The sequence below is a fragment of the Paenibacillus sp. FSL R5-0912 genome (assembly GCF_000758605.1).
Lineage (GTDB): Bacteria > Bacillota > Bacilli > Paenibacillales > Paenibacillaceae > Paenibacillus_AQ.
Genome location: NZ_CP009282.1, coordinates 7,357,670 through 7,378,088 on the forward strand (window position 1 = coordinate 7,357,670; position 20,419 = coordinate 7,378,088).

Genomic DNA, 20,419 nt, shown 5'->3' on the forward strand with positions numbered 1-20,419 from the left:
TCTGTTGTCCTAAGACCTGCGCAGCTTCCGGTTAACCAGTGTTACGCTCAGCAGGATGATAACCAGTCCGGCAAGGGTATTGGCATAGACCGGCTCATGCAGGAAGATGGCTCCCCACATCAGGCCGAATACAGGCACGAGAAATGTGACGCTGACGGTCTTGACCGGACCGATGCTCGCGATCAGGCGGAAGTACAGCAGGTAAGCCACCGAGGTACAAATCAGCGACAAACCTAGTACGGAGTATACAGCAGCGGCCGAGGGCAGATGATCCGGGGCAAAAATCACCGCCAGCGGCAGCAGCACCACGCTTGCACCCAGCTGTTGTCCGGCAGCAAGCGCCAGCGGCGTGAGGCCGGAACCCACACGTGAAGCATACAATCCTCCGAATGCATAGCACAATGCGGCGCAGAGCGAGTACCCCACTGACAAGAGAACTGTACTTGTGAGCGGTACCGGACTCCAGCCGACCAGAACAGCTACGCCAATTAGACCAATGACCAGGCCGGCCGACTTGGCCAGGCCGGGCTTCTCCTGCCGGGTTCCCCAGGCGGCCAGGGCCGCAAACATCGGGGTCGTGGCATTAAGGATTGCCGCCAGCGAAGCACTCAGATGCAGCTCAGCCATGCAGATCAGGGTGAACGGAAGCGCGGCATTAATGGCACCGAGCAGCAGGAACTGCTTCCAGTGCTTCAGGATGCCCATCTTGCGCCGGGTCACTAACGCATAGAGCAGCAGGGCTGCTCCGGCAAGCGTAACACGCAGCTCGGTCGTGAAGACCGGCCCCAATTCGGGAGAGGCGATCCGCATGAACAGGAAGGAAGCTCCCCAGGCAAAGGCAAGCAGCAGCAGGGTGGTGAGATCCTTGCGGCTCATGGCTTGTCCGCCCTTTTGCAGAGCAGCAGGTAAGATAAAATGGACAGAATTCCTGCGCCTGCGATGACCAGCGCCATCGGCAATGCAGAATCACTGCCGCCAAGTCCGACTAACGGAGCCGCACAGCTGCCCAGCAGCAAGGGAAGCAGACCCAGGAGTGCAGAGGCACTGCCTGCCGTTTCCCCCTGATCCTGCATGGCAAGTGAGAAGCTGGTTGTACTCACCAGACCCACACTGGAGACCACGGCGAACAGGCAGACCAGAATCGGCAGCAGCCCGCCTCCGGCAAGGAGGGTAACCAGCAGCAGGACACCGCCGAAAGTACAGAGCAGAAGGCCGCTAATCAGCAGCTTGCGCTCCCCTACTCTTGCGGACAACCGGCCGGCAATCTGCCCGGAGATAATAATGCCGAGCCCGTTAACTGCGAAGATCAGGCTGTACATTTGCGGGGATACCCCATAAATAATCTGCAATACGAAGGAAGAACCGGAAATGTAGGCGAACATAGCCGCTGTAACGAAGCCCTGGGAGAGGGCATAGCCCATAAACTTGGCATTGCCGAGCAGGATACGGAAGGTGAGCAGGGTCCCTTTGAGCCCGCTTTTGATTCGGCGTTCTTTGGGCAATGTCTCCGGCAGGCGCAGCAAAATAATGGCCGCAAAAAGCAGTCCGAACACAAACAAGACTATAAACACACCCTGCCAGGTGGTTACTCTCAGCAGCTGTCCCCCGATGACAGGAGCAAAGATCGGCCCCAGCCCGTTGACAATCATCAGCAGCGAGAAGAACTTGGTTAATTCCGAGCCGCTGTACATATCGCGGACCGCCGCCCGGGAGATAACCACACCTACCGAGCCGGCCAGCCCCTGGATGAACCGCAGAAACACCAGCAGCCCGATTGAAGGACTGAACGCACAGAGCAGTGAAGATACCGCGTAAATCACCATACCGATAAAGAGCGGAACACGGCGTCCATGGACATCGCTGAGCGGTCCGGCCACCAGCTGGCCCGAGGCCAGCCCCAGCAGGAAGAAGGTCAGGCTGAGCTGCACCATGGCCGGACTGGTGGTGAAATGGACGCTTAGTGCAGGCAGAGCCGGCAGATACATATCAATGGACAGGGGGCCAATCGTGGCGATAGCCCCCAGAATGACTGCAAGCTGCAGCCGCTGTTTCTTGGACGGCCCACCCTCCGCCAGGCCTGAAATATGATTTTGCTTAATCATGAATAGTGACGCAACCTTTCTCTTGGCACCCCTTTAAAAGACAGCAAATCCGTTTTTGCTCAGGTCCGTTTTTTATTCTTCATACTACCCGATCACAGCCTGAAAGTTCAATGCTTTTATGCATTAACGGGGAATAGAAGGGGAGCAAATGTATCGGGCCTATACCTTTATATCGCAAATAACCGCCTGCAGGAGCCGGCCAGCCGATTATGTCACTGATCAGCAGCCCCCGCAGGCGGTGCACATACTATTATATTTATTCTCCGGAAGCTGTGAGACCGGCCAGCCAATCCCTGGCCGCTTCAGCCTCGGCGGCGCTCAGGCGGTGTCCCTGATTGCCCCAGTGCGAGGTGACCTCGGCTCCCGCGCCGCTCAGCAGGGATTCCAGCTCACGTGTCTCTTCAGAGCGGATGATCGGATCATTGGTTCCTGCCCCGATAAAGACCGGAACCCCCTGCAGCGACGGGATTGCAAGGCCGCGCAGCGGAACCATCGGATGCAGCAGCACTGCCGCGCGGAAGAGGCCTCCGTAATGGAAGAGCAGGCTGCCGGCGATGTTCGCACCGTTGGAGTAACCCACTGCAACCAGATTGCCGGCATCGAATCCGTACTTCGCTGCAGCCTCATCCAGGAATTGCTTCACCTCATGGGTGCGGAAGATCAAATCCTCCTCGTCGAAAATCCCTTCAGCCAACCGCCGGAAAAAGCGCGGCATGCCATTCTCGAGTACATTCCCGCGGATGCCCAGTACCGAGGCGCCGGGAGCCAACAGCCCGGCCAGCGGCAGCAGGTCATGCTCGTTGCCGCCTGTGCCGTGGAATAATACCAGCGTCGGCTGAGTTACATCCGTACCTTGATGGAATACATGCGTCATATTCATTTCTGCTTCACCCCGATTTCGCGGATTTCAAATGGGCTTAAGTTCTGTTCTATCACCGCACGCTGCGGCTCAAACCATGCCGGAAGCATCAGCTTCTGTCCCAGCGCGTCCGGTGCTTCATCACGGGCAAAGCCGGGAGGATCGGTCGCAATCTCGAACAGGATTCCACCTTCTTCACGGAAGTAGATGGCATTGAAGTACTGGCGGTCCTGCACCGGAGTCGGCTGATAGCCGTGGCTCTGTACGCGGCGGCCCCATTCCAGCTGCTCGGCATCATCTTTGGCGCGCCAGGCGATGTGGTGGACGGTACCTGTGCCGCCAGCCCCCTGCGGAACCGGAGTAGACTTCAGATCGATAATATTCCCGATATCACCGGCAGCTCTGTACCGGATGTAGCCGTCACCTTCAGCAGTCCGCTCCATTCCCAGCGTACGGGAGAGAGTGTCTGCTGTTTTGTCCGGGGCAGCGCTGTAGAGAACAGCACCTCCGAAGCCTTTGATCGCATGTTCTACGGGTACTCCGGCGAAGGACCAAGTGCTCAAGGAACCCTCTTCACGTTCCACCAGCTCAATCCGCAAACCGTCGTAGTCCGCGAAGGAGAGATAAGACTCGCCGATCCGGCTTACTTTGGTAACCGGAATCTGATAAGCGGCCAGCCGCTGCTCCCAGAACCCGATGGAGCCTGCCGGCACAGCATAAGTGGTTACGCCCACCTGACCGCCGCCAATTCTGCCCTTGCGTCCGGTAGACCAGGGGAAGAAGGTAATAATGGTGCCCGGTGCACCCTGCTCATTGCCGAAGTAGAGATGATAGACGTCGGGTGCGTCGAAGTTGATGGTTTTTTTGACAAGTCGCAGTCCGAGAATTCCGGCATAGAAATCAGCGTTGCGCTGAGCGTCTCCTACAAAAGCGGTGATATGATGAATTCCTGCAGTTTGCATAGTCATGATTATTACCTCCTGAAATTGGGTGTGTTGTACAATCTGTTTTTTCGTAAAATGAGGATGCTATCTTGACGTCCGCCTTGGGCAGCCGCCCGCTGTCTGTGGAGCAGGCTGCCTGGCGAACCGGCTATTATTTAAAGAATAGTGCATCAAGTGAAATCGAACCCGGACCCGCCAGGGCCACCCCGACCGCCACCACCAGCACCGTCAATGGAAACTCGATCCCGTTAGCCGTAGACCAGAACCCGTTAGGAGCATGGACTTTGACAATCGCGCCAAGCATGGTTGCGGCAATCAGCACAGCAGCCACCGGGGTCAGCAGACCTAGTGTGAACAGCAGTCCTCCGACCAGCTCCATCAGTCCTGCCAGCACCGCCATGCGTACGCCGGGCTTAATGCCGATCGACTCCATCCAGCCGCCTGTACTTTTGGGGCCGTAGCCGCCGAACCAACCGAACAGCTTCTGTGCACCATGCCCGATAAACGCTACACCAATTACCAATCTCATCAACAATAAACCTACACTAACCATTTTAAACACTCTCCATTCTCTCGATTTTAATTATCTTAACGTTAAGATATTAGGTAAAAATTTTGGGTCCTGCTGATCTATATATAATTTGCCCGCATCCGGGGACTTAGCTTGATCATCAATGCCTCATCCCGCTGCTAAAGCTGACTGTCATCTATTGGGCTCCGGCCAGTTCTTCAACTTGCTGCGCGGTCCATCTTCTATACACCCTTGCCCAGCTTCTTCAGCAGCTGAGTGGCTTGAGCCTTCTCTTCACTGTCCAGCCCGCCCATCAGGCTGTGTATGGAACTGACATGACGGGGAAAAATATCATCGAACAGCTCGCGCCCCGCTTCCGTAATCTCGGCATAAGTTACACGGCGGTCGTCCTCGCATGGAACGCGCTTCAGAAGTCCGCGCTTCTCCAGCTTATCGATGTTGTAGGTGATGCTCCCGCTGGTGACCAGAATCTTCTCGCCAATCTGCTGCAGTGGAATCCGCGTTCTATGATACAGGACTTCCAGCACCATGAACTCCGCCGATGCCAGCCCGTGGCTCTTCATATCCTTCACCGCCTGATCCATCAGGCTCTTGTAAGCCTTGGACAGAACAACGAATAATTTCAGTGATGCCGCCTGCTCCTGATCGATGCTTCCTTCAGCTGCTGTACCTGCTGTGTTTGTTGTGTCATTAGTTCCGCTCATAATGTGCACCTCCTTCGTGTTCGCGTTTATCTTTAAGTTAATTATCTTTAAGTTAAGATAAATATACAGCATGCTGTAGAATCTGTCAACAGTATAGGGTGTACAAAAATTTAGACCCCATTACGTATAGAAACGCCCCCTTTACTCATTTACTTGCTTCTGGAGAAAAATATCCAGCTTCTTTCTAAAAGCTGTAGAATTACTCTGTGACAACGGAATAATATCCCCGTTCGTAATATAGATATTGTACCCCTTTACATAATTAACATAGTTCAGATTAATTACAAAACTCTTATGCGGAACCACAAAATCATATAGACTCATTTTCTTCGAAATATTAGATATCTTTTCTTTATGGATTATGTATTCTTTATCCCTTAGTGTCTGTAGATGTATGTCACGGTTCATATACTCAAAGTATAATATTTCCTTGAGGTGAAACGACTTCACACCTTCCTTGAACAAAAATTTAACCTGTTGTGTGTCTTTTTTTCTCGGCGAAATGTACTTAACGGTATCTCGGAGTATAGCAGAAAGAATATCACGATTAACCGGTTTAACCAGATAGCCAAAAGCATGAACTGAGAACGCATAATCTTTGTAGATTGAGTAATTGGTTATAAATACTATCTTCACTTCTGTATCAAGCTCCCGGATTTCCTGTGCCAGCTCATATCCGTTCATGCCCGACATATCTAAATCTAGAATCACCAGATCAAGAATTTCTCTGTCCTTTAGCATGGCCATTCCGAAATTGTATTCCTTGATGCTGTATTCTATTTCATTGTTTAAAGCTTCTTGAATACAACAGCTAATTTGATTAAGGACGTTTTGTTCATCCTCACATATTCCTATCTTAAGCATCTATGTCATCTCCATACATTTTTCTATGAGACCTTCACAATACAATTTTGATCTGTAGGTGGTCTCCAGATAACTCGGCACTGATCGTTCCGCGTATTTTATCAATTAGAATTTTGACGATCGACAATCCTAGCCCTGTGCTCCCTACACTTCGCGATACATCTGAAGTATAGAAGCGGTCGAACAGCCGTGCCGGATCAACCTCTTTCGGACTTGATATCGTATTCGTCATCATCAATTCTGTCTTACTATTCTTCAGCAGGGTGATCATGATCTCGCCTGTGGCATACTTTGCTGCATTATCAAGCAAGTTCTGTAGGATACGCCGCAGCATATCCTCATCCGTCCAGACAAACACGCTATCTTCCGGGAGCGTTATCTGCGGATGCAGCCCCCGCTCTTCAAACATGGCGGCGTTCTCCACAACGCTATCCATAATCACATTAGAGTAATTCACATTCTTGAACTTCGGCTGAATTTCTTCTGAATCCAATACAGCCAGTTCATAAAATGATTTAATTAATGTCTGCAGATGATGGCCCTTGCGCAAAACAATTCCTATTTGCTCACGCTGCTCTGGTGTTATAGCCCCTTTTTGCAACAGCTGGAGGTAGCCAATCATCGAGGTCAGCGGTGTGCGCAGGTCATGGGAGATGTTAGCTATGGATTCTTTCAGATGATTGCCGCTTCGTGCCATGTTAATACGGAGCTCACGCTGCTTCGTCAGGTTCTTGTTTATTTCTGCAGTGAGCACATTCAAATTCTTATCTATTAATGAAATATTCAACTTCTTTTCAATAGTCCCGGATGACAGTTCAACCATCTGTTTAGTGACATTGCGTATTTGCCTTTTCAACGAAAAGAGGCGAAACATAAGCACCGCAAGCATTACCGTGAGCAGAACAACAATATACATCATGGATTATTACGCCTCCTTCCCCGTCCCTATTTGAGTTCACAAGTATTGAACCTCTGAAATGAAAGTGCGATGAACAACAGCAGGTACACTATCCCGGAAAGTGCAATCTCTGTCGCCTGGACCAGGGAGAGAGAATAGGCTAAAGATGCTCTAATTTGATTCATCGGCAGAAACCGCAGCCACGGTACAACATCATACCAGCCCATCGGCCCGGCATAGGCGATACACATAGCGCTGATAAACAGAACAATCATCGATACAGATACCGTTTTAGCAGAATCCTTGAATATGAAGGCAAAAAATATACAGACTGAAAATACTGCGCTGTTCAGCAATAACGAAAACAGGATTACCCGCAGGATATACAAAGCATCATGATTCCATGAATCTCCCCAGCCCAGCTGAAAAGACATTCTTATGCTACCCACCACCGGACCCAGCAGCATTAAGAGGTTAAACACGGCTAAATAGATAAGACATTTGCTGAAGAAGATTTTTATTCTGGAATGACCTGCTACAACCTCCAGGTGAATCGTGCGGTTAGTGAAATCATGACCGATCATCAGAGCCACGATAGCAGAGAACAATACAAGCCAGACAGTGGAGTCATAAACCATGGCATAGAAAATCCCTATAGCGTCTTTATGTGTGGTCAAATCGGCAATATAGCTTTTGCTGGCAAATAGTCCGTAAATGATACTCAGCAGCGCACAGCCGACAAAAAATTTATTGTACTTTATGCGGTACCATTCCATCTGCATAAGATTATTCATGGCATCCCCCCCTTTAATAAAGTTCCGAATGGTTAAAAATCCTGCCGGCCGCTACGCAGAAGCAGCCTAATAAAATTATTCCGACCAGCAGAGCCGCTCCTGTCGATGAAGAATCCCCGATTAACAGTCTCAGCTGCCCCAGGGGAATAAACCGCGCAATTTCTTTCGCGTTCGGGCCGTTTAACAGGAATATGGTCAAAAAATAAAACAGCGCTGGAATGGATAAGGTTTTACCAACATCTTTACATATGAATGCCGCCAGTAGGGAGATTCCGCACATAGCCGCATTCAATACGGCTGTTGTAAGAAATAATTTTATTATCTCCTTCAGATCTGACCCGAAAGATTGGTGCCCCCACCCGTAAATACCGGCATTAAGAGCGATACTAAGGATCGGCTGCAGGAGTAAAATCATGTTCGACCCCGCTACAAATAGGATCGTTTTGCTAAGAAATACATGGTTCCGTGAATGCCCAGCGCAAATCATGTGATGCAGCGTGTGGTCTGCAAAATCCTTTCCAATGTAGAGCGCCCCAAATACACATGTCAGCAGCATTAATATAGGTGCATTATACAAGGACGCAAATACACTCTCATATCCGGTAAGTTTTCCTTGATCCAGCATAAGGAAGCCGCCCAGTACTATAGACAAAGCCAAAAGGATAAAAAAGCTCCGGTCATGCACCAGCTTGTAAATTTCTGCTTTAATGAGACAATGCATGCTTCTCTCCTCCAATACGGTCGAGGAAGTAACTTTCCAGAGTATCTCCAGCCATTGTCATCCCCGTAATCAGGACGCCTTCCTTCATTAATGTGGACGAGATGCCTTCCATGTCATCCAAGTGATCATACAGCTTAATGGTTCCGTCAGGCATAACCTGATAATCTTTGATATGCAGCCGGTTTTCTAAAGCAAGCAGGGCATTCTCTACATGATTGGTCTGCAGCGCAATATGGCGTTTGCACTTCTCATTCAGCTGGCTTTGTGTTAATTCTTCAATCAGGACACCTTGATTAATAAGGATATACTGCGACACCGTCTGATAAAGCTCGTTAAGGATATGGCTCGATATCAATATCGTGGTCCCGCGTTCCGCATTTAAGCGTTTCAGCAAGATCCGCATTTCGGCGATCCCCATGGGGTCTAGCCCATTAATCGGCTCATCTAAAATAAGCAGTTCAGGGTCATGCAGCAAGGCAATCGCAATACCCAGCCGCTGGCGCATTCCCAGAGAAAAATTACGGACCGCTTTTCTGCCAGTAAGATGATCATCCAGACCGACCAGCTCCAGCGTCTCCCTGATAACATGCCGATCGGGTATTCCCCGCTGAATCCGCTGGACTTCCAGATTCTGCACAGCAGTCATATTGGGATATAGAGCAGGCGTTTCAACCATACAGCCGATCCGTTTACGCTGCTCTTGCAGCGCCTGCTTCCCTGTCTTGCCGAACAGGTACAACTCGCCGCTTGTCGGAAAGGATAACCCTACAATAAGGCGGATCAGCGTTGTTTTCCCAGCCCCATTTTGACCAATGAAGCCATACATCTTTCCTCTTTCAATGTTCAGATTAATATTATCCAAGGCCAATGTATGATTATATTTCTTGGTGAGATTGTTGGTCGTAAGGATGATGTCACTCATGTCTGTCACGCTCCAGTTCTACGGTTAAGCATTAAGTATATATTTACCGTTACTGACTATAGTAAGAGGTAATCTTAAAGAAATTCTTAATTTCCTCCGGGATCTCTTTAAAGAATTCTTAAAGTTATGGTTCATGCGAGCTTTTGCTCCCAACAGGAAGAGCCGCTTGCGCCATGAGCAAACGGTTCCTTCATAATAAGGCATATAATAATCAACCGGTTCTAGTCTGTTTTATACAAGCGGTAGCCTATTCCCCAAACGGTTTCTATGTATAACTTATCCGGACTGGCTGCCTTCAGCTTATTGCGTATATTGCTAATATGAACATTTAGTGTATTGTCTTCACTCATATATTCTTCATTCCAGATGCTTTTGAATAGATTGGCTTTAGAGTATATTTTCTCCGGATGTTTCATAAGCAGTTCAAGAATTCCATATTCTTTGGCTGTAAGCGCAAGCTCGCGACCCTTAACCTCTACATTATGCTTCATCTCATCGAGCTGAATATCCTGATAGGTTAAACATCTGTTTCCCGCAGTATCCTGGTTCATTTTATTCCGCCGTAAATTACTTTCTATCCGCGCAAGGGTCTCATCGAGATCAAAAGGTTTAGTGATATAATCATCTGCCCCGATCCGTAAAAGCTCAATTTTGGTTTGCGTTGTATCCTTGGCTGAGATCACAATCACTGGTACTGCAGAATGTTCCCGTAATTCACACAGAAGCTGATCTCCGCTCTTATACGGCAGCATCAGGTCTAGCAGAATCAGATCATAAGATTCTCTTTGAATAAGTTGCAGGGCCTCTAATCCGTTATACGCAGAAGTAGTCAAATAACCGTGTTCCGATATGAAGCAGCGAAGCAGACCGTTAATTTCTTTCTCATCCTCAACTATCAGTATATGCTCCAATTTTCCACATCCTTATATACCTGCATTCACTGCTCACAAATCCGGCCAATCTCGGACTCATGGAATTTTTACGTATATTTTTTCCTCTTATCCTTTATTTTAACACTTATTCTTGAAAAAACGATTATCAACATCCTGTTATATCTTTGCGCATAGAACACATTTTTTTCAACATAAGATCAATATTTTCCAGTCCGATAGCCAAAGAAATACTGTTCGGAATAGCATTTGTATCTGCCGTTATACACGTCTGGAGATTCCGTTAGAACACCCCCTGCGAATTTGACCTGTTCTCAGAAACGGCGTAGACTTTCAAAGGTAAAGATGAATTGAAGGAACAGAATCCCGGCAAGCGGTTTTATCGAAGATCTTTAGATACAAACATATAAAGGGAGGCAGATTATGGAAGCGAAGGTTGAGTTGAATTCGCAGACCGCCGCGGACCTTGTTGCAGCGCAAGAAGCACGCGCGGCGCGCGTGCTGATCGTAACCGCTGTCGCAGCCGAGCGGGATGCCGTCCTGCGCGGCCTGCAGGGCAGCCGCAGGTTCCATGTCATCGCAGCGGGAGCCGGCACCGCTGCGGCTGCGGCGGGCACCGCCGCCGCTCTGGCAGCCGGCTCCTACGGCTGCGTCATCAGCGCCGGGATCGGCGGCGGCTTCCCCGGCCGTGCACCCGTAGGCTCGCTGGTCGTCGCCAGCGAGATGCTTGACGCGGCCCTCGGCGCAGAGACGCCGGAGGGCTTCCGCAGCGCTGCCGAGCTCGGCTTCGGCAGCGTGTCCGTGCCTGCGCCGGGCGGCACGGTCCAGGCCCTTGCGGCCGCGCTGGCAGCGGCCGGGCTCACGGTAAGCACGGGCACCGTGCTTACCGTGTCGACCGCGACCGGCACCGCCGGGACGGCCGCGGAGCTTGCCGCGCGCCATCCGCAGGCGGCGGCGGAAGCGATGGAAGGCCACGGGGTCGCCGTGGCCGCCCATGCCTTGGGGATCGCAGCGCTGGAGCTGCGCGCGGTCTCGAACCCGGTCGGCCCGCGCGACCGGGCCGCGTGGAAGATCAAAGAAGCCCTGGATGCCCTCACAGCGGCAGCGGCTATTCTACTGGAGGTGCTGTAATGACAACCGAACTTCATATTGCTTTTTCTCCATGTCCCAACGATACCTTCGTATTTCATGCCTGGGCGCACGGGCTGGTGCCGGATGCACCCAAGCTGGAGGTGACCTTTGCCGATATTGATATCACCAACGGACTCGCGGCAGACGGTGCCGGTCCGGAAGTGCTTAAGATCTCCTACGCCGCGCTTCCCTGGGTGCTGGATAAGTACAAGCTGCTGCCATGCGGCGGTGCACTTGGACGGGGCTGCGGCCCGCTCGTACTTACGCGCAAGGGTGCAGGCGCGATCAAACATCCTCGTCAGCTATCCGGCCGCAGAATTGCAGTGCCAAGCGAGCGCTCCACCGCCTACCTGCTCTTCCGGCTGTGGGCCGCGCAGCAGGTGCCGGACGGCCCGGCCGAGATCGTCGTCATGCCCTTCGATGAAATTATGCCTGCTGTACAGAATGGCACGATTGATGCCGGGCTGGTCATTCATGAAGCACGCTTCACTTACCCGTCCTATAACCTTAATCTGCTGACTGACCTCGGCAGCTGGTGGGAAAGCGACACCGGCCTGCCTATTCCGCTCGGCGCGATCATCGCCCGCCGGGATCTGGACCACGAGTCCATTACCGGCTGGATCCGCAGCTCTTTGCAGTATGCCTGGGATCATCCCCTGGACTGCCAGGAATATGTCCTGAGCCACGCCCAGGAGCTCTCCCCGGAAGTAGCCAAATCGCATATTGATCTTTACGTCAACGAGTTCACGATGAACCTGGGCGAGGACGGCTACGCGGCAATCTCTGCCCTGCTGACCCGCGCCGCTGCCGAGGGTCTCGTGCCTGTCATTGATCCGGAGCTGCTGCGCTAACTCAGAAGCTGGTTGCTTTTTATCCGCCTATGTTTATCCGGCTTCTTGATATCACCGCTTGGACTATCTATGATAAAGCACAAACACAACTCATATGGAGGCTGATTCCTATGATTCCTGCAGGTAACAGCAAGCCTAATATTGACCGCTTCTTGGGATATCAGGATGAATACGACCGTTACCGGCCCGAAGCGCCGCCGCTGGTTATTGAGCTGCTGAGTAATTACCTGGGCCGCCGTCCGGCCGTGGTCGCTGATATAGGCTGCGGCACCGGTCTGTCCACCTTCCTGTGGAAAGACGCCGCCGACTCCGTAACCGGAGTGGAGCCTAACCCGGATATGCTGGGCAAAGCGCAGGAGAAGCTGAATCGCCTGGACAACGGGGCGCAGGTTTTGTCTTTTATCCAAGGCTACTCCAATCAGCTTCCCTTCGCCTCAGAGGGCGTCGACATCATCACCTGCTCGCAGTCATTCCACTGGATGGACCCGGCCAGCACACTTCAGGAAATCTCCCGCTGTCTGCGTCCCGGCGGAGTGTTCGCAGCCTATGACTGCGATTGGCCTCTGGTACTGAACCCTGCTATTGAAGCCCGTTACAACAGGCTGATTGCCACTTCAGACGCCCTGCTTAAGGAGCTCCAGCCTGATTCGGATCAGGCCCGCAAGTGGGATAAGGAAGGACATCTGGGCCGGATCAATGCCAGCGGATGTTTCACTTACGCGCGAGAAATTGTTTTTCACAACACAGAAGCCTGCGATGCAGAGCGCTATATCGGATTGGCCCTCAGCCAAGGCGGGATACAGACTGTCCTGAAGCTTAGCCCGGCCTCACTTGAGCAAGAGATTGCCGAGTTCTCGGCAGAGGTTAAGAACTACTTCCGAGGCCGGACATTGCAGGTGCTGATTAGCTACCGGATGCGGATCGGCGTGAAATAAAAGCTTTTCATGCTGTCATTCTAGCCTTATCCAAGCTTTTCACCTATACTTAATAACAGCGAGACGAAGAACGTCCCGGTTGCCCTCAGCGAGGGTGCCGGGGCGTTTTCTATTTTCCGGGGAGGCTTGAGAATCATGACATTTGAAGAAGCACATCTGCAGTTTATCAACGGACATCTGGGCAGCAGACCTGAAGGAGAACGCCGGGCACGATTGGATCGGGGGCACCGGCATGCCGAGGTTCTGTTCCTGAGGAACATCTGGTGGCCTCTGCGGGGCCACTTTGGCGGACTTCATCCGGAGTATGAAGTCATGGACTGGCGGGGAAGATCTTATTTTGCAGATTTCGCCTGGTTACCGGGATACGTGAAGCTGCTCATCGAGATCAAAGGCTATGCCTCACATGTACGCGATATGGACCGGACTAAATACTGCGGCGAACTTAACCGGGAAACGTTCCTGTACGCCATGGGCTATCATGTGATTTCATTCGCGTACGATGATGTTGAGCAGCGCCCTGAGCTTTGTATGACCCTGCTGCGGCTCGTACTGGGCAGATATCAGCCTGCCGAGGCACCTGTGTCACGTGTACAGCTAATGGAGCAGGAGGTAATCCGGCTGATTATCCATCTGGCCCGGCCCATCCGCCCACAGGATGTGAAGGAACATTTCTCTGTCGATTACAGAACCGCAGTCCGGACGTTACACAACCTGGCTGACAAAGGCTGGCTTCTTCCCGTCCCCACCAGTAATCAGGAACGGACCGCACGGTATGAGCTGAAGCGCAGTGTGCTTGAATATATTAATTAATCTGCATACGGAGCAATCTACTTGCGTTTCCGCAGCAGACCAAATTTAATGTAACGGCTGCGGGCTGGGGCTGCGGACCAGCATTAATGCGACCCGTTGCGGGCCATACACTGACGTAGATGAACATTGCAACACAAGTGGATCTCCACTATACTTTGTCCGCTCGACGTTTGCCCAGTAACATGTATCCGAAAAGTACGCTGAGCTTTAACCAGAACCGCCAGCAACGTTCAGGTGGATCGTTGAACCCGCTGCTGGCTGTAGGCTGTAGTGCCGCGAATCAACTGCTGTAACAGTAAGTGGAAAAAGGTATCTTAATTTATCGATTTCGTTGGATCGTGGGCAAGCAAGTGGAAAAACAGCAACTAATTGGGGTGGTTTCAGCTACGTGGGGTGAAATGTAATAATTTAAGTGCTGTTTATCCACCTGCTGCATTCGCAGGGTTCATTCGTTCACCAGCAAGTGTAGAAAATCCAACTAATACTGCCTCTATTGCCTCAGTAGCCGGTGAGGGCCATACAATTCTCCAACAAGTCATGCCCCTCACCAGTGCTCTGACCCTAGCCTTCAGCTTCGCCCGTCTAGCCAACCCCTCTGACCCTAGCCTTCCGGCTTCATCCTTCTCACCCTCCCTTTAATCTCATCCTTAGCTTCGTCCTACTCCCCCTTCCTCTAGCCTCAGCCCTCCAGCTAACTCTTTCTCTTCAATCCCTCTAGCCCCAGCCTCCCCCCTTCCTCTCCCTCCAACTTCACCCTTCTAGCCCAATCCCTCTAGCCTTATCCCTCCAGCTTCCCCCTTCTCTCCCTCAAGCCCTAGCACCCAGCTTCATCCCTCTAGCCTTAGCCCTCCAGCCTCACCCTTCTCCCCCTCCCTCTAGCCTTATCCCTCCAGCCCCATCCATCTATCCCATCCTGCCAGCCATCCCGCTCTGCAGAAGCTCCCCCTACCCTTCCCCAGCAAAAAAACACCCGCATGCGAAACCTCCGCATGCGGGCACTCAATGACCGGCAACCTACTTCTTATTCATCTTAAACTTCAGGAACAGCTCGTTATAATGGGCAAGCATCCGCTTACCGAGGTTATCGTAGACCTCCAGCCGGTCTGTGATCTCGGCGGGCGGGTAGAAGCGCTCGTCGCCGGAGATGTCCTCCGGCAGCAGCTTCAGGGCAGGAACGTTCGGCGTAGAGTAGCCGACATATTCCGTATTCTGCGCCGCCACATCCGGGCGGAGCATGAAGTTGATGAACTTATGTGCCCCTTCGATATTGGCTGCGCCGCGCGGAATGACCATGTTGTCGAACCAGATGTTCGAGCCTTCCTCCGGCACTACGTAATCCAGCTTGTCGTTCTCATCCATAATCTCCGAAGCATCGCCGGACCAGACGATTCCGACAGCCGCCTCCTCGTTCGCCAGCAGCATCTTGATCTCGTCGCCGACGATCGCCTTCACATTCGGCGACAGCCGGTTCAGCTTGGCCAACGCCTCCTGCAGATGCTCTTCATTCCTGTCATTGACGGAATTGTGCAGACTGTTCAGCGCCATGCCCATCACCTCGCGTGCTCCATCGACCAGGAAGATATTATTGTCCAGCCGCTTATCCCAGAGCGAATCCCAACTGCTGAAATCGATGCCCTCCGTCATCTCGGGGTTGTAGATGATACCTACCGTCCCCCAGAAATAAGGCACCGAATACAGGTTACCGGGATCAAAGGACAGATCCATGAATTCGGACCCGATATTGGCCAGATTCGGAAGCTTGCTGTGATCCAGCGGCAGCAGCAGGTTCTCTTCGCGCATCTTGGCAATGGCATAGTCGGAAGGGACCACGACATCGAAGACCGTACCGCCCTGCTCAACCTTGGTCAGCATCGCCTCATTAGAGTCAAAGGTCTGGTAGATCACCGTAATGCCGGTCTCCTCCTGGAACTGCTCCAGCAGCTCAGGATCGATGTAATCACCCCAGTTGTAGATCGTCAGCGTATTGCCGCCGGAATAGCCCTCGGCCGAGTTCAGCCTGGAGGCCAGGAACATCAGCCCGAATGCCACGATCAGAATCGCCAGAAACGTATTTACCAGCTGTTTCATCTAGGCACCCCCGCTTCGGCAACCGGTTCTGCAATCTGCATAGGCGGGCGGCTCTTCCGCTGGTTAAGGTAGTAGTAACCTACTACAAGCAGAATCGTGAAGAGGAAGATCAACGTCGACAATGCATTAATCGACAATGAGACCCCTTGGCGTGCCCGGGAATAGATTTCAACCGACAGTGTGGAATATCCATTACCGGTTACGAAGAAGGTTACCGCGAAATCGTCCAGGGAATAGGTAAGCGCCATGAAGAACCCGCTGAAAATCCCCGGCTTGATGATCGGCAGAACTACCTTCGTAAGCACATCGCGGCGCGTAGCCCCGAGATCCCGGGCAGCGTCAGTCAGTGTCAGGCTCATCTCCTGCAGATGGGGCAGGATCATGATGACGGCAATTGGAATACTGAACGCCACATGCGAGAGCAGAACGGAGGTGAAGCCAAGCTTGATCCCGACAATGGTGAACAGGATCAGGAACGAGGCTCCGATAATCACATCCGGGCTGACAATCAGCACATTATTCAGCGAGAGCAGCGTGTTCTTGGCCCGGCGGCTGCGGACATGCTGGATTGCCAGTGCTCCGATGATCGCAATCAGTGTCGCAATCGCCGAAGACAGGAGCGCGATCACCAGCGTGTTAATCACAATAATCATTAGCCGGGTATCAGCAACGACCTCACGGTAATAATCCAGTGTGAAGCCCTCGAATTCATGCATGGTGCCGCCGCTGTTGAACGAGTAGTACATCAGATAGAAAATCGGCGCATACAGAACAAGGAAGACCAGCACCAGATAGATATTGGCAATCCCGTTTTTATTTTTGCTTTTGTTTCTCACCCGCGCACCCCTTTCCGCGAGCTGCCCGTAAGAATCATGAACAGCGCCATAATGGCGATCAGGAATACCGCTACCGTAGAGCCCATGCCCCAATCCTGTGTGACCAGGAAATGCTGCTCAATCGCGGTGCCGAGTGTAATGACCCGGTTGCCGGCAATCAGTCGTGTAATCATGAAGAGCGACAGCGCCGGAATGAATACCGCCATAACGCCGGAACGGACCCCGGAGATCGTCAGCGGAAACACAACCCGCCGGAACGTCGTCCACCCGGAGGCACCCAAATCACGTGCAGCATCCACCAGCGACAGATTCATCTCATCCAGGGCACTGAAGATCGGCAGGATCATGAATGGAATGAAAATATAGACCGATACAAACACAAAGCTGAAGCCTGTGAACAGGATCTGCTGCTCCCCGAGCCCCACCAGATCAAAGAAATTGTTGACCGGGCCGAAGGTGCCGAAGATACCGATGAAGGCATATGTCTTCAGCAACAGATTGATCCATGTCGGCAGAATAATCAGCAGCAGCCACAGCTGCTTGTGCTTCGTGCGCGTCAGCAGATAAGCAGCCGGGTATGCCACCAAGAGCGAGAACAGTGTGATCAGAAAAGCATACCAGAAGGAATTCAGCATCATTCTCATATATACCGGCGTGAAGAAATTGACGTAGTTGTCCAGCGTCAGCTTCCCGTCCAGATCGAACAGGGAATAATAGACAACCAGCAGCACCGGTGCAATAACAAACAACGCAATCCACAGGTAATACGGGATGAGGTAGTACGACTTGCCCTTACTCTTCATCGCTCTCCACCTCGCCGTAAGCCTCCAGACGTTTGTCGAACTCTTCCTCCGTTTCGCCGAAACGCATAACATGGATCGCTTCCGGATCAAAATACAGCCCGATTTCGCTGCCTACCTCCGCCTTGCGGGTGGAATGGACCAGCCATTCATGGCCTGAGCCGTCATAGCAGCTGATCTCATAATGTACCCCGCGGAACAACTGGGAATCCACGCGCACCTTCAGCTTTCCCGCTTCTACTGTGGCAATCTCCAGATCCTCCGGCCGGATGACGATCTCCACCGCCTCATTCGGCTTCAGGCCGGCATCGACGCACTCGAACCGGTGGCCGTTAAATTCAACTACATAGTCCTCAATCATTACGCCCGGCACGATGTTCGACTCGCCGATGAAATCCGCCACGAAGCGGTTGATCGGCTCATCGTAAATATCATTAGGCGTACCGCTCTGCTCAATCTTTCCGCCGTTCATGACGAAGATCCAGTCGGACATCGCCAGCGCCTCTTCCTGGTCATGGGTAACGAAGATGAAGGTGATGCCCAGCCGCTGCTGCATTTCCCGCAGAATATACTGCATCTCCGTGCGCAGCTTCAGGTCGAGCGCGGACAACGGCTCGTCCAGCAGCAGTACCTGCGGCTCGTTGACAATCGCTCGCGCAATTGCGACACGCTGTCTTTGTCCCCCGGACATCTCATTTATCGCCCGCTGGTCATAGCCGACCAGATTGACGAAGCGCAGCGCCTCCTGCACCTTTTGATTAATAACATCCTTCTTAAGCTTCTTGATCCGCAGTCCGAAAGCCACATTCTCAAATACGTTCAGGTGCGGAAACAGCGCATAGTCCTGGAATACCGTATTGACCTGCCGCTCATTGGCGGGAATATGGTTGATGATTTTGCCGTTCAGATAAATGGAACCTTCAGTCGGCTCAGCGAAGCCGGCAATCAAACGCAGAATGGTCGTTTTCCCGCAGCCCGAGGGGCCCAGCAGTGTATAGAATTTACCACGTTCAATTTCGAAGCTCACGCCTTTTAATACAGCCTCTTCATCGTCATATTGCTTAATAACCTGATCAAAAGAAATAATAGTGCCTTCCTGGGTAGCTATAGCTAACAACCTCCCTACCTTATGTAGTACAACCTATTTTACCCGCTTATTGCGGGAGACAATCCATAAGCAGCATCCTCAGCGCGGATAAGTGACATTTCCTCCCTTTGTTCGACAGACTTCAATATATATAGCATATAGGAATCATTCGATATATGCGATAGCTTACATTATTAATTGCAGTACAGAAACTTAACAAGTTCGTAAAAAATGGACCCGGCGTGGCCTGTTTTGAGGTGCTATAATGAAAACGGCTGAAAAACATAAAATTTTTCTTACATTTGCGAAAGAAGATGACTACCATGAACGAGGGGTTACAAGACCGCCTTGAGAAGTTCGGATTATCCCTTTATATGATACGTGTTACCCTTGCTGCATCACTATCCTGGCTCGCGGTACACAGCTTGTATGGCGACCGTTATCTGTACTTTGCGCCGCTGGCGGCGATTCTTATCACCCAGAGCAGTGTCAAAGCCTCGCTTGAAAAAGGGGCATACCGGCTGCTCGGTATTGTGCTAGGCGGAATCGCCAGCCTGGTCGTGGGCCGCTTCTTCGATGTTGGTGCGCTCTCGATTCTGCTGATGCTGCTGCTCGGTATAGGCGTAGCCACCGCCTGCCGGATTAATATCCAGGCCGTTTCGCAGGTTGGCGTCACTTCCGTCCTGGCGCTCACCTTCTATCAGGATGGGTACATCGTCTGGAGAGTCGCCGAGACCCTGATCGGCGTGCTGATTGCCTTAATTATAAATATGATTATCGTTCCGCCCAAGGGGTTCGTCAAGGTCAAGGACTTGGCACTGAGGGGCAGCCTGACATTGTCCGATGCCTTAACCGGCCTGACGTCCGGCGGACGGGATGCTGCCCAGGCACTGACCGCGCTTAAGCTTTCCGGTGAACTGCTTGGCAAGAGTAAGCAACTGCAGAACGAGCTTCACTTCACGCTCTCCCATTACCAGTGCCGCAAAGAGCTCGGTACACTGTCACAGGCTACCTCCCATCTTAGCAGGGTGCATTCCTACGTCAAAGGAATTTCCGAAGAGCTCTCCCTGCTTCCTGCCCATTATGCCGCAGCCGACTGGATGACAGAGGTTGTGACGGCAACGGCAGACTGCATTGCCTTATATGGTACCCGGACGCTGTCGGATGCGGAATGCGGACGTTCGCTCCCCGAGAGCCTTCGCCGCGCCCGTGATGTGCAGCTGGCCTGGTTCTCTGAGCTGCAGGGTCAATGCCCGCTCGCCGCATTCCGTGATCTTGGCGCGGTGTTCTCGCATCTGAACCGGATTCTTGAAGAGATTGAACGCGCTGATTATGCGGCAATCTCAGCTGGCGCGCAGCCCGCCAAGGCTGCACCGGCGCGCGCTATACGTTTCATACAAAAAGGACTCTCCCATAAGCTATAAGCTGGGGAGCGTCCTTTTTTTGGGGGTGGGGGCTAGTACAAGTGATCCATTCAACAATTCAACAATTATGTGAAGTTCAGATCGAAGTGAACATTCAGTTGAACATTCAGTGATAGTTGTATTCTGTACAATTAATAACAGCAAAAAGGATGGCTTGCCTCTGATAACTGTAGTCTGTACAACTAAATTTGCCCGAATGAGTGAAACCCAATCTATGTAGAGCAGAG

General features: G+C 51.9%; 21 protein-coding genes. 5 read left to right on the forward strand and 16 right to left on the reverse strand.

Annotation, left to right across the window (positions count from 1 at the left end):
* Positions 1–9: 9 nt before the first annotated feature.
* The 12 genes from R50912_RS31235 to R50912_RS31290 all read right to left on the reverse strand — a co-directional run bounded on the left by R50912_RS31235 (position 10) and on the right by R50912_RS31290 (position 10,251).
* Positions 10–876: a DMT family transporter gene (locus R50912_RS31235; protein ID WP_042240557.1), complete on the reverse strand. Its 867-nt coding sequence runs from the start codon at positions 874–876 to the stop codon at positions 10–12.
* On the reverse strand, positions 873–2,102 hold the full coding sequence (locus R50912_RS31240; protein WP_042240560.1) for a multidrug effflux MFS transporter: 1,230 nt from the start codon (positions 2,100–2,102) through the stop codon (positions 873–875). The genes R50912_RS31235 and R50912_RS31240 overlap by 4 nt, the downstream gene beginning before the upstream one ends.
* A 256-nt stretch (positions 2,103–2,358) precedes the next feature.
* Positions 2,359–2,976 carry an alpha/beta hydrolase gene (locus R50912_RS31245; protein WP_197073140.1) on the reverse strand — a complete coding sequence of 206 codons (618 nt, stop codon included), beginning with the start codon at positions 2,974–2,976 and terminating at the stop codon, positions 2,359–2,361.
* A gap of 2 nt (positions 2,977–2,978) precedes the next feature.
* Positions 2,979–3,929 carry a ring-cleaving dioxygenase gene (locus R50912_RS31250; protein ID WP_042240565.1) on the reverse strand — a complete coding sequence of 317 codons (951 nt, stop codon included), beginning with the start codon at positions 3,927–3,929 and terminating at the stop codon, positions 2,979–2,981.
* A gap of 127 nt (positions 3,930–4,056) precedes the next feature.
* Positions 4,057–4,458: a DoxX family protein gene (locus R50912_RS31255; protein ID WP_042240568.1), complete on the reverse strand. Its 402-nt coding sequence runs from the start codon at positions 4,456–4,458 to the stop codon at positions 4,057–4,059.
* A gap of 200 nt (positions 4,459–4,658) precedes the next feature.
* Complete coding sequence (locus R50912_RS31260; RefSeq protein ID WP_042240572.1) at positions 4,659–5,141, reverse strand: MarR family winged helix-turn-helix transcriptional regulator; 483 nt, start codon at positions 5,139–5,141, stop codon at positions 4,659–4,661.
* 141 nt (positions 5,142–5,282) lie between these two features.
* Positions 5,283–6,005 carry a LytR/AlgR family response regulator transcription factor gene (locus R50912_RS31265; RefSeq protein WP_042240573.1) on the reverse strand — a complete coding sequence of 241 codons (723 nt, stop codon included), beginning with the start codon at positions 6,003–6,005 and terminating at the stop codon, positions 5,283–5,285.
* A gap of 34 nt (positions 6,006–6,039) precedes the next feature.
* Positions 6,040–6,924, reverse strand: coding sequence for a sensor histidine kinase (locus R50912_RS31270; RefSeq protein ID WP_042240576.1), 885 nt, complete (start codon positions 6,922–6,924; stop codon positions 6,040–6,042).
* 26 nt (positions 6,925–6,950) lie between these two features.
* A complete protein-coding gene (locus R50912_RS33740) occupies positions 6,951–7,697 on the reverse strand; it encodes an ABC transporter permease (RefSeq protein WP_052416786.1) in 747 nt (248 codons plus the stop codon).
* 13 nt (positions 7,698–7,710) lie between these two features.
* Complete coding sequence (locus R50912_RS31280) at positions 7,711–8,418, reverse strand: ABC transporter permease (protein ID WP_042240579.1); 708 nt, start codon at positions 8,416–8,418, stop codon at positions 7,711–7,713.
* Complete coding sequence (locus R50912_RS31285; protein WP_042240581.1) at positions 8,402–9,340, reverse strand: ABC transporter ATP-binding protein; 939 nt, start codon at positions 9,338–9,340, stop codon at positions 8,402–8,404. The genes R50912_RS31280 and R50912_RS31285 overlap by 17 nt, the downstream gene beginning before the upstream one ends.
* 221 nt (positions 9,341–9,561) lie before the next feature.
* The gene (locus tag R50912_RS31290; RefSeq protein WP_042240584.1) at positions 9,562–10,251 is read right to left on the reverse strand and encodes a response regulator transcription factor; all 690 of its coding nucleotides are present in this window, start codon (positions 10,249–10,251) and stop codon (positions 9,562–9,564) included.
* A 402-nt stretch (positions 10,252–10,653) separates the two neighbouring features.
* Between R50912_RS31290 and R50912_RS31295 the strand changes: the two genes are divergently transcribed.
* The 4 genes from R50912_RS31295 (at position 10,654) to R50912_RS31310 (ending at position 13,957) form a co-directional block, all read left to right on the forward strand.
* Positions 10,654–11,361: a futalosine hydrolase gene (locus R50912_RS31295; RefSeq protein ID WP_231637746.1), complete on the forward strand. Its 708-nt coding sequence runs from the start codon at positions 10,654–10,656 to the stop codon at positions 11,359–11,361.
* On the forward strand, positions 11,361–12,212 hold the full coding sequence (locus R50912_RS31300; RefSeq protein WP_042140350.1) for a 1,4-dihydroxy-6-naphtoate synthase: 852 nt from the start codon (positions 11,361–11,363) through the stop codon (positions 12,210–12,212). Before R50912_RS31295 ends, R50912_RS31300 begins: the two co-directional genes overlap by 1 nt.
* 110 nt (positions 12,213–12,322) lie before the next feature.
* Positions 12,323–13,147 carry a class I SAM-dependent methyltransferase gene (locus R50912_RS31305; RefSeq protein WP_042240587.1) on the forward strand — a complete coding sequence of 275 codons (825 nt, stop codon included), beginning with the start codon at positions 12,323–12,325 and terminating at the stop codon, positions 13,145–13,147.
* Between the two features lie 135 nt (positions 13,148–13,282).
* Positions 13,283–13,957, forward strand: coding sequence for a hypothetical protein (locus tag R50912_RS31310; protein ID WP_042240591.1), 675 nt, complete (start codon positions 13,283–13,285; stop codon positions 13,955–13,957).
* Between the two features lie 1,014 nt (positions 13,958–14,971).
* Here R50912_RS31310 and R50912_RS31315 read toward each other — a convergent pair.
* Genes R50912_RS31315 through R50912_RS31330 form a run of 4 tightly spaced genes read right to left on the reverse strand, consistent with a single transcriptional unit; the run spans position 14,972 to position 18,798 of the window.
* Positions 14,972–16,045, reverse strand: a complete 1,074-nt coding sequence (locus R50912_RS31315; protein WP_042240594.1) for an ABC transporter substrate-binding protein — start codon at positions 16,043–16,045, stop codon at positions 14,972–14,974.
* Positions 16,042–16,881 (reverse strand): ABC transporter permease, encoded by an 840-nt coding sequence (locus R50912_RS31320; protein ID WP_042240597.1) that lies wholly within the window; start codon positions 16,879–16,881, stop codon positions 16,042–16,044. The genes R50912_RS31315 and R50912_RS31320 overlap by 4 nt, the downstream gene beginning before the upstream one ends.
* Positions 16,878–17,684, reverse strand: coding sequence for an ABC transporter permease (locus R50912_RS31325; RefSeq protein WP_042240600.1), 807 nt, complete (start codon positions 17,682–17,684; stop codon positions 16,878–16,880). The genes R50912_RS31320 and R50912_RS31325 overlap by 4 nt, the downstream gene beginning before the upstream one ends.
* Positions 17,674–18,798, reverse strand: coding sequence for an ABC transporter ATP-binding protein (locus tag R50912_RS31330; protein ID WP_197073006.1), 1,125 nt, complete (start codon positions 18,796–18,798; stop codon positions 17,674–17,676). The genes R50912_RS31325 and R50912_RS31330 overlap by 11 nt, the downstream gene beginning before the upstream one ends.
* Positions 18,799–19,091: 293 nt before the next feature.
* Between R50912_RS31330 and R50912_RS33745 the strand changes: the two genes are divergently transcribed.
* Positions 19,092–20,192, forward strand: coding sequence for an FUSC family protein (locus tag R50912_RS33745; protein WP_052416787.1), 1,101 nt, complete (start codon positions 19,092–19,094; stop codon positions 20,190–20,192).
* Positions 20,193–20,419 lie beyond the last annotated feature (227 nt).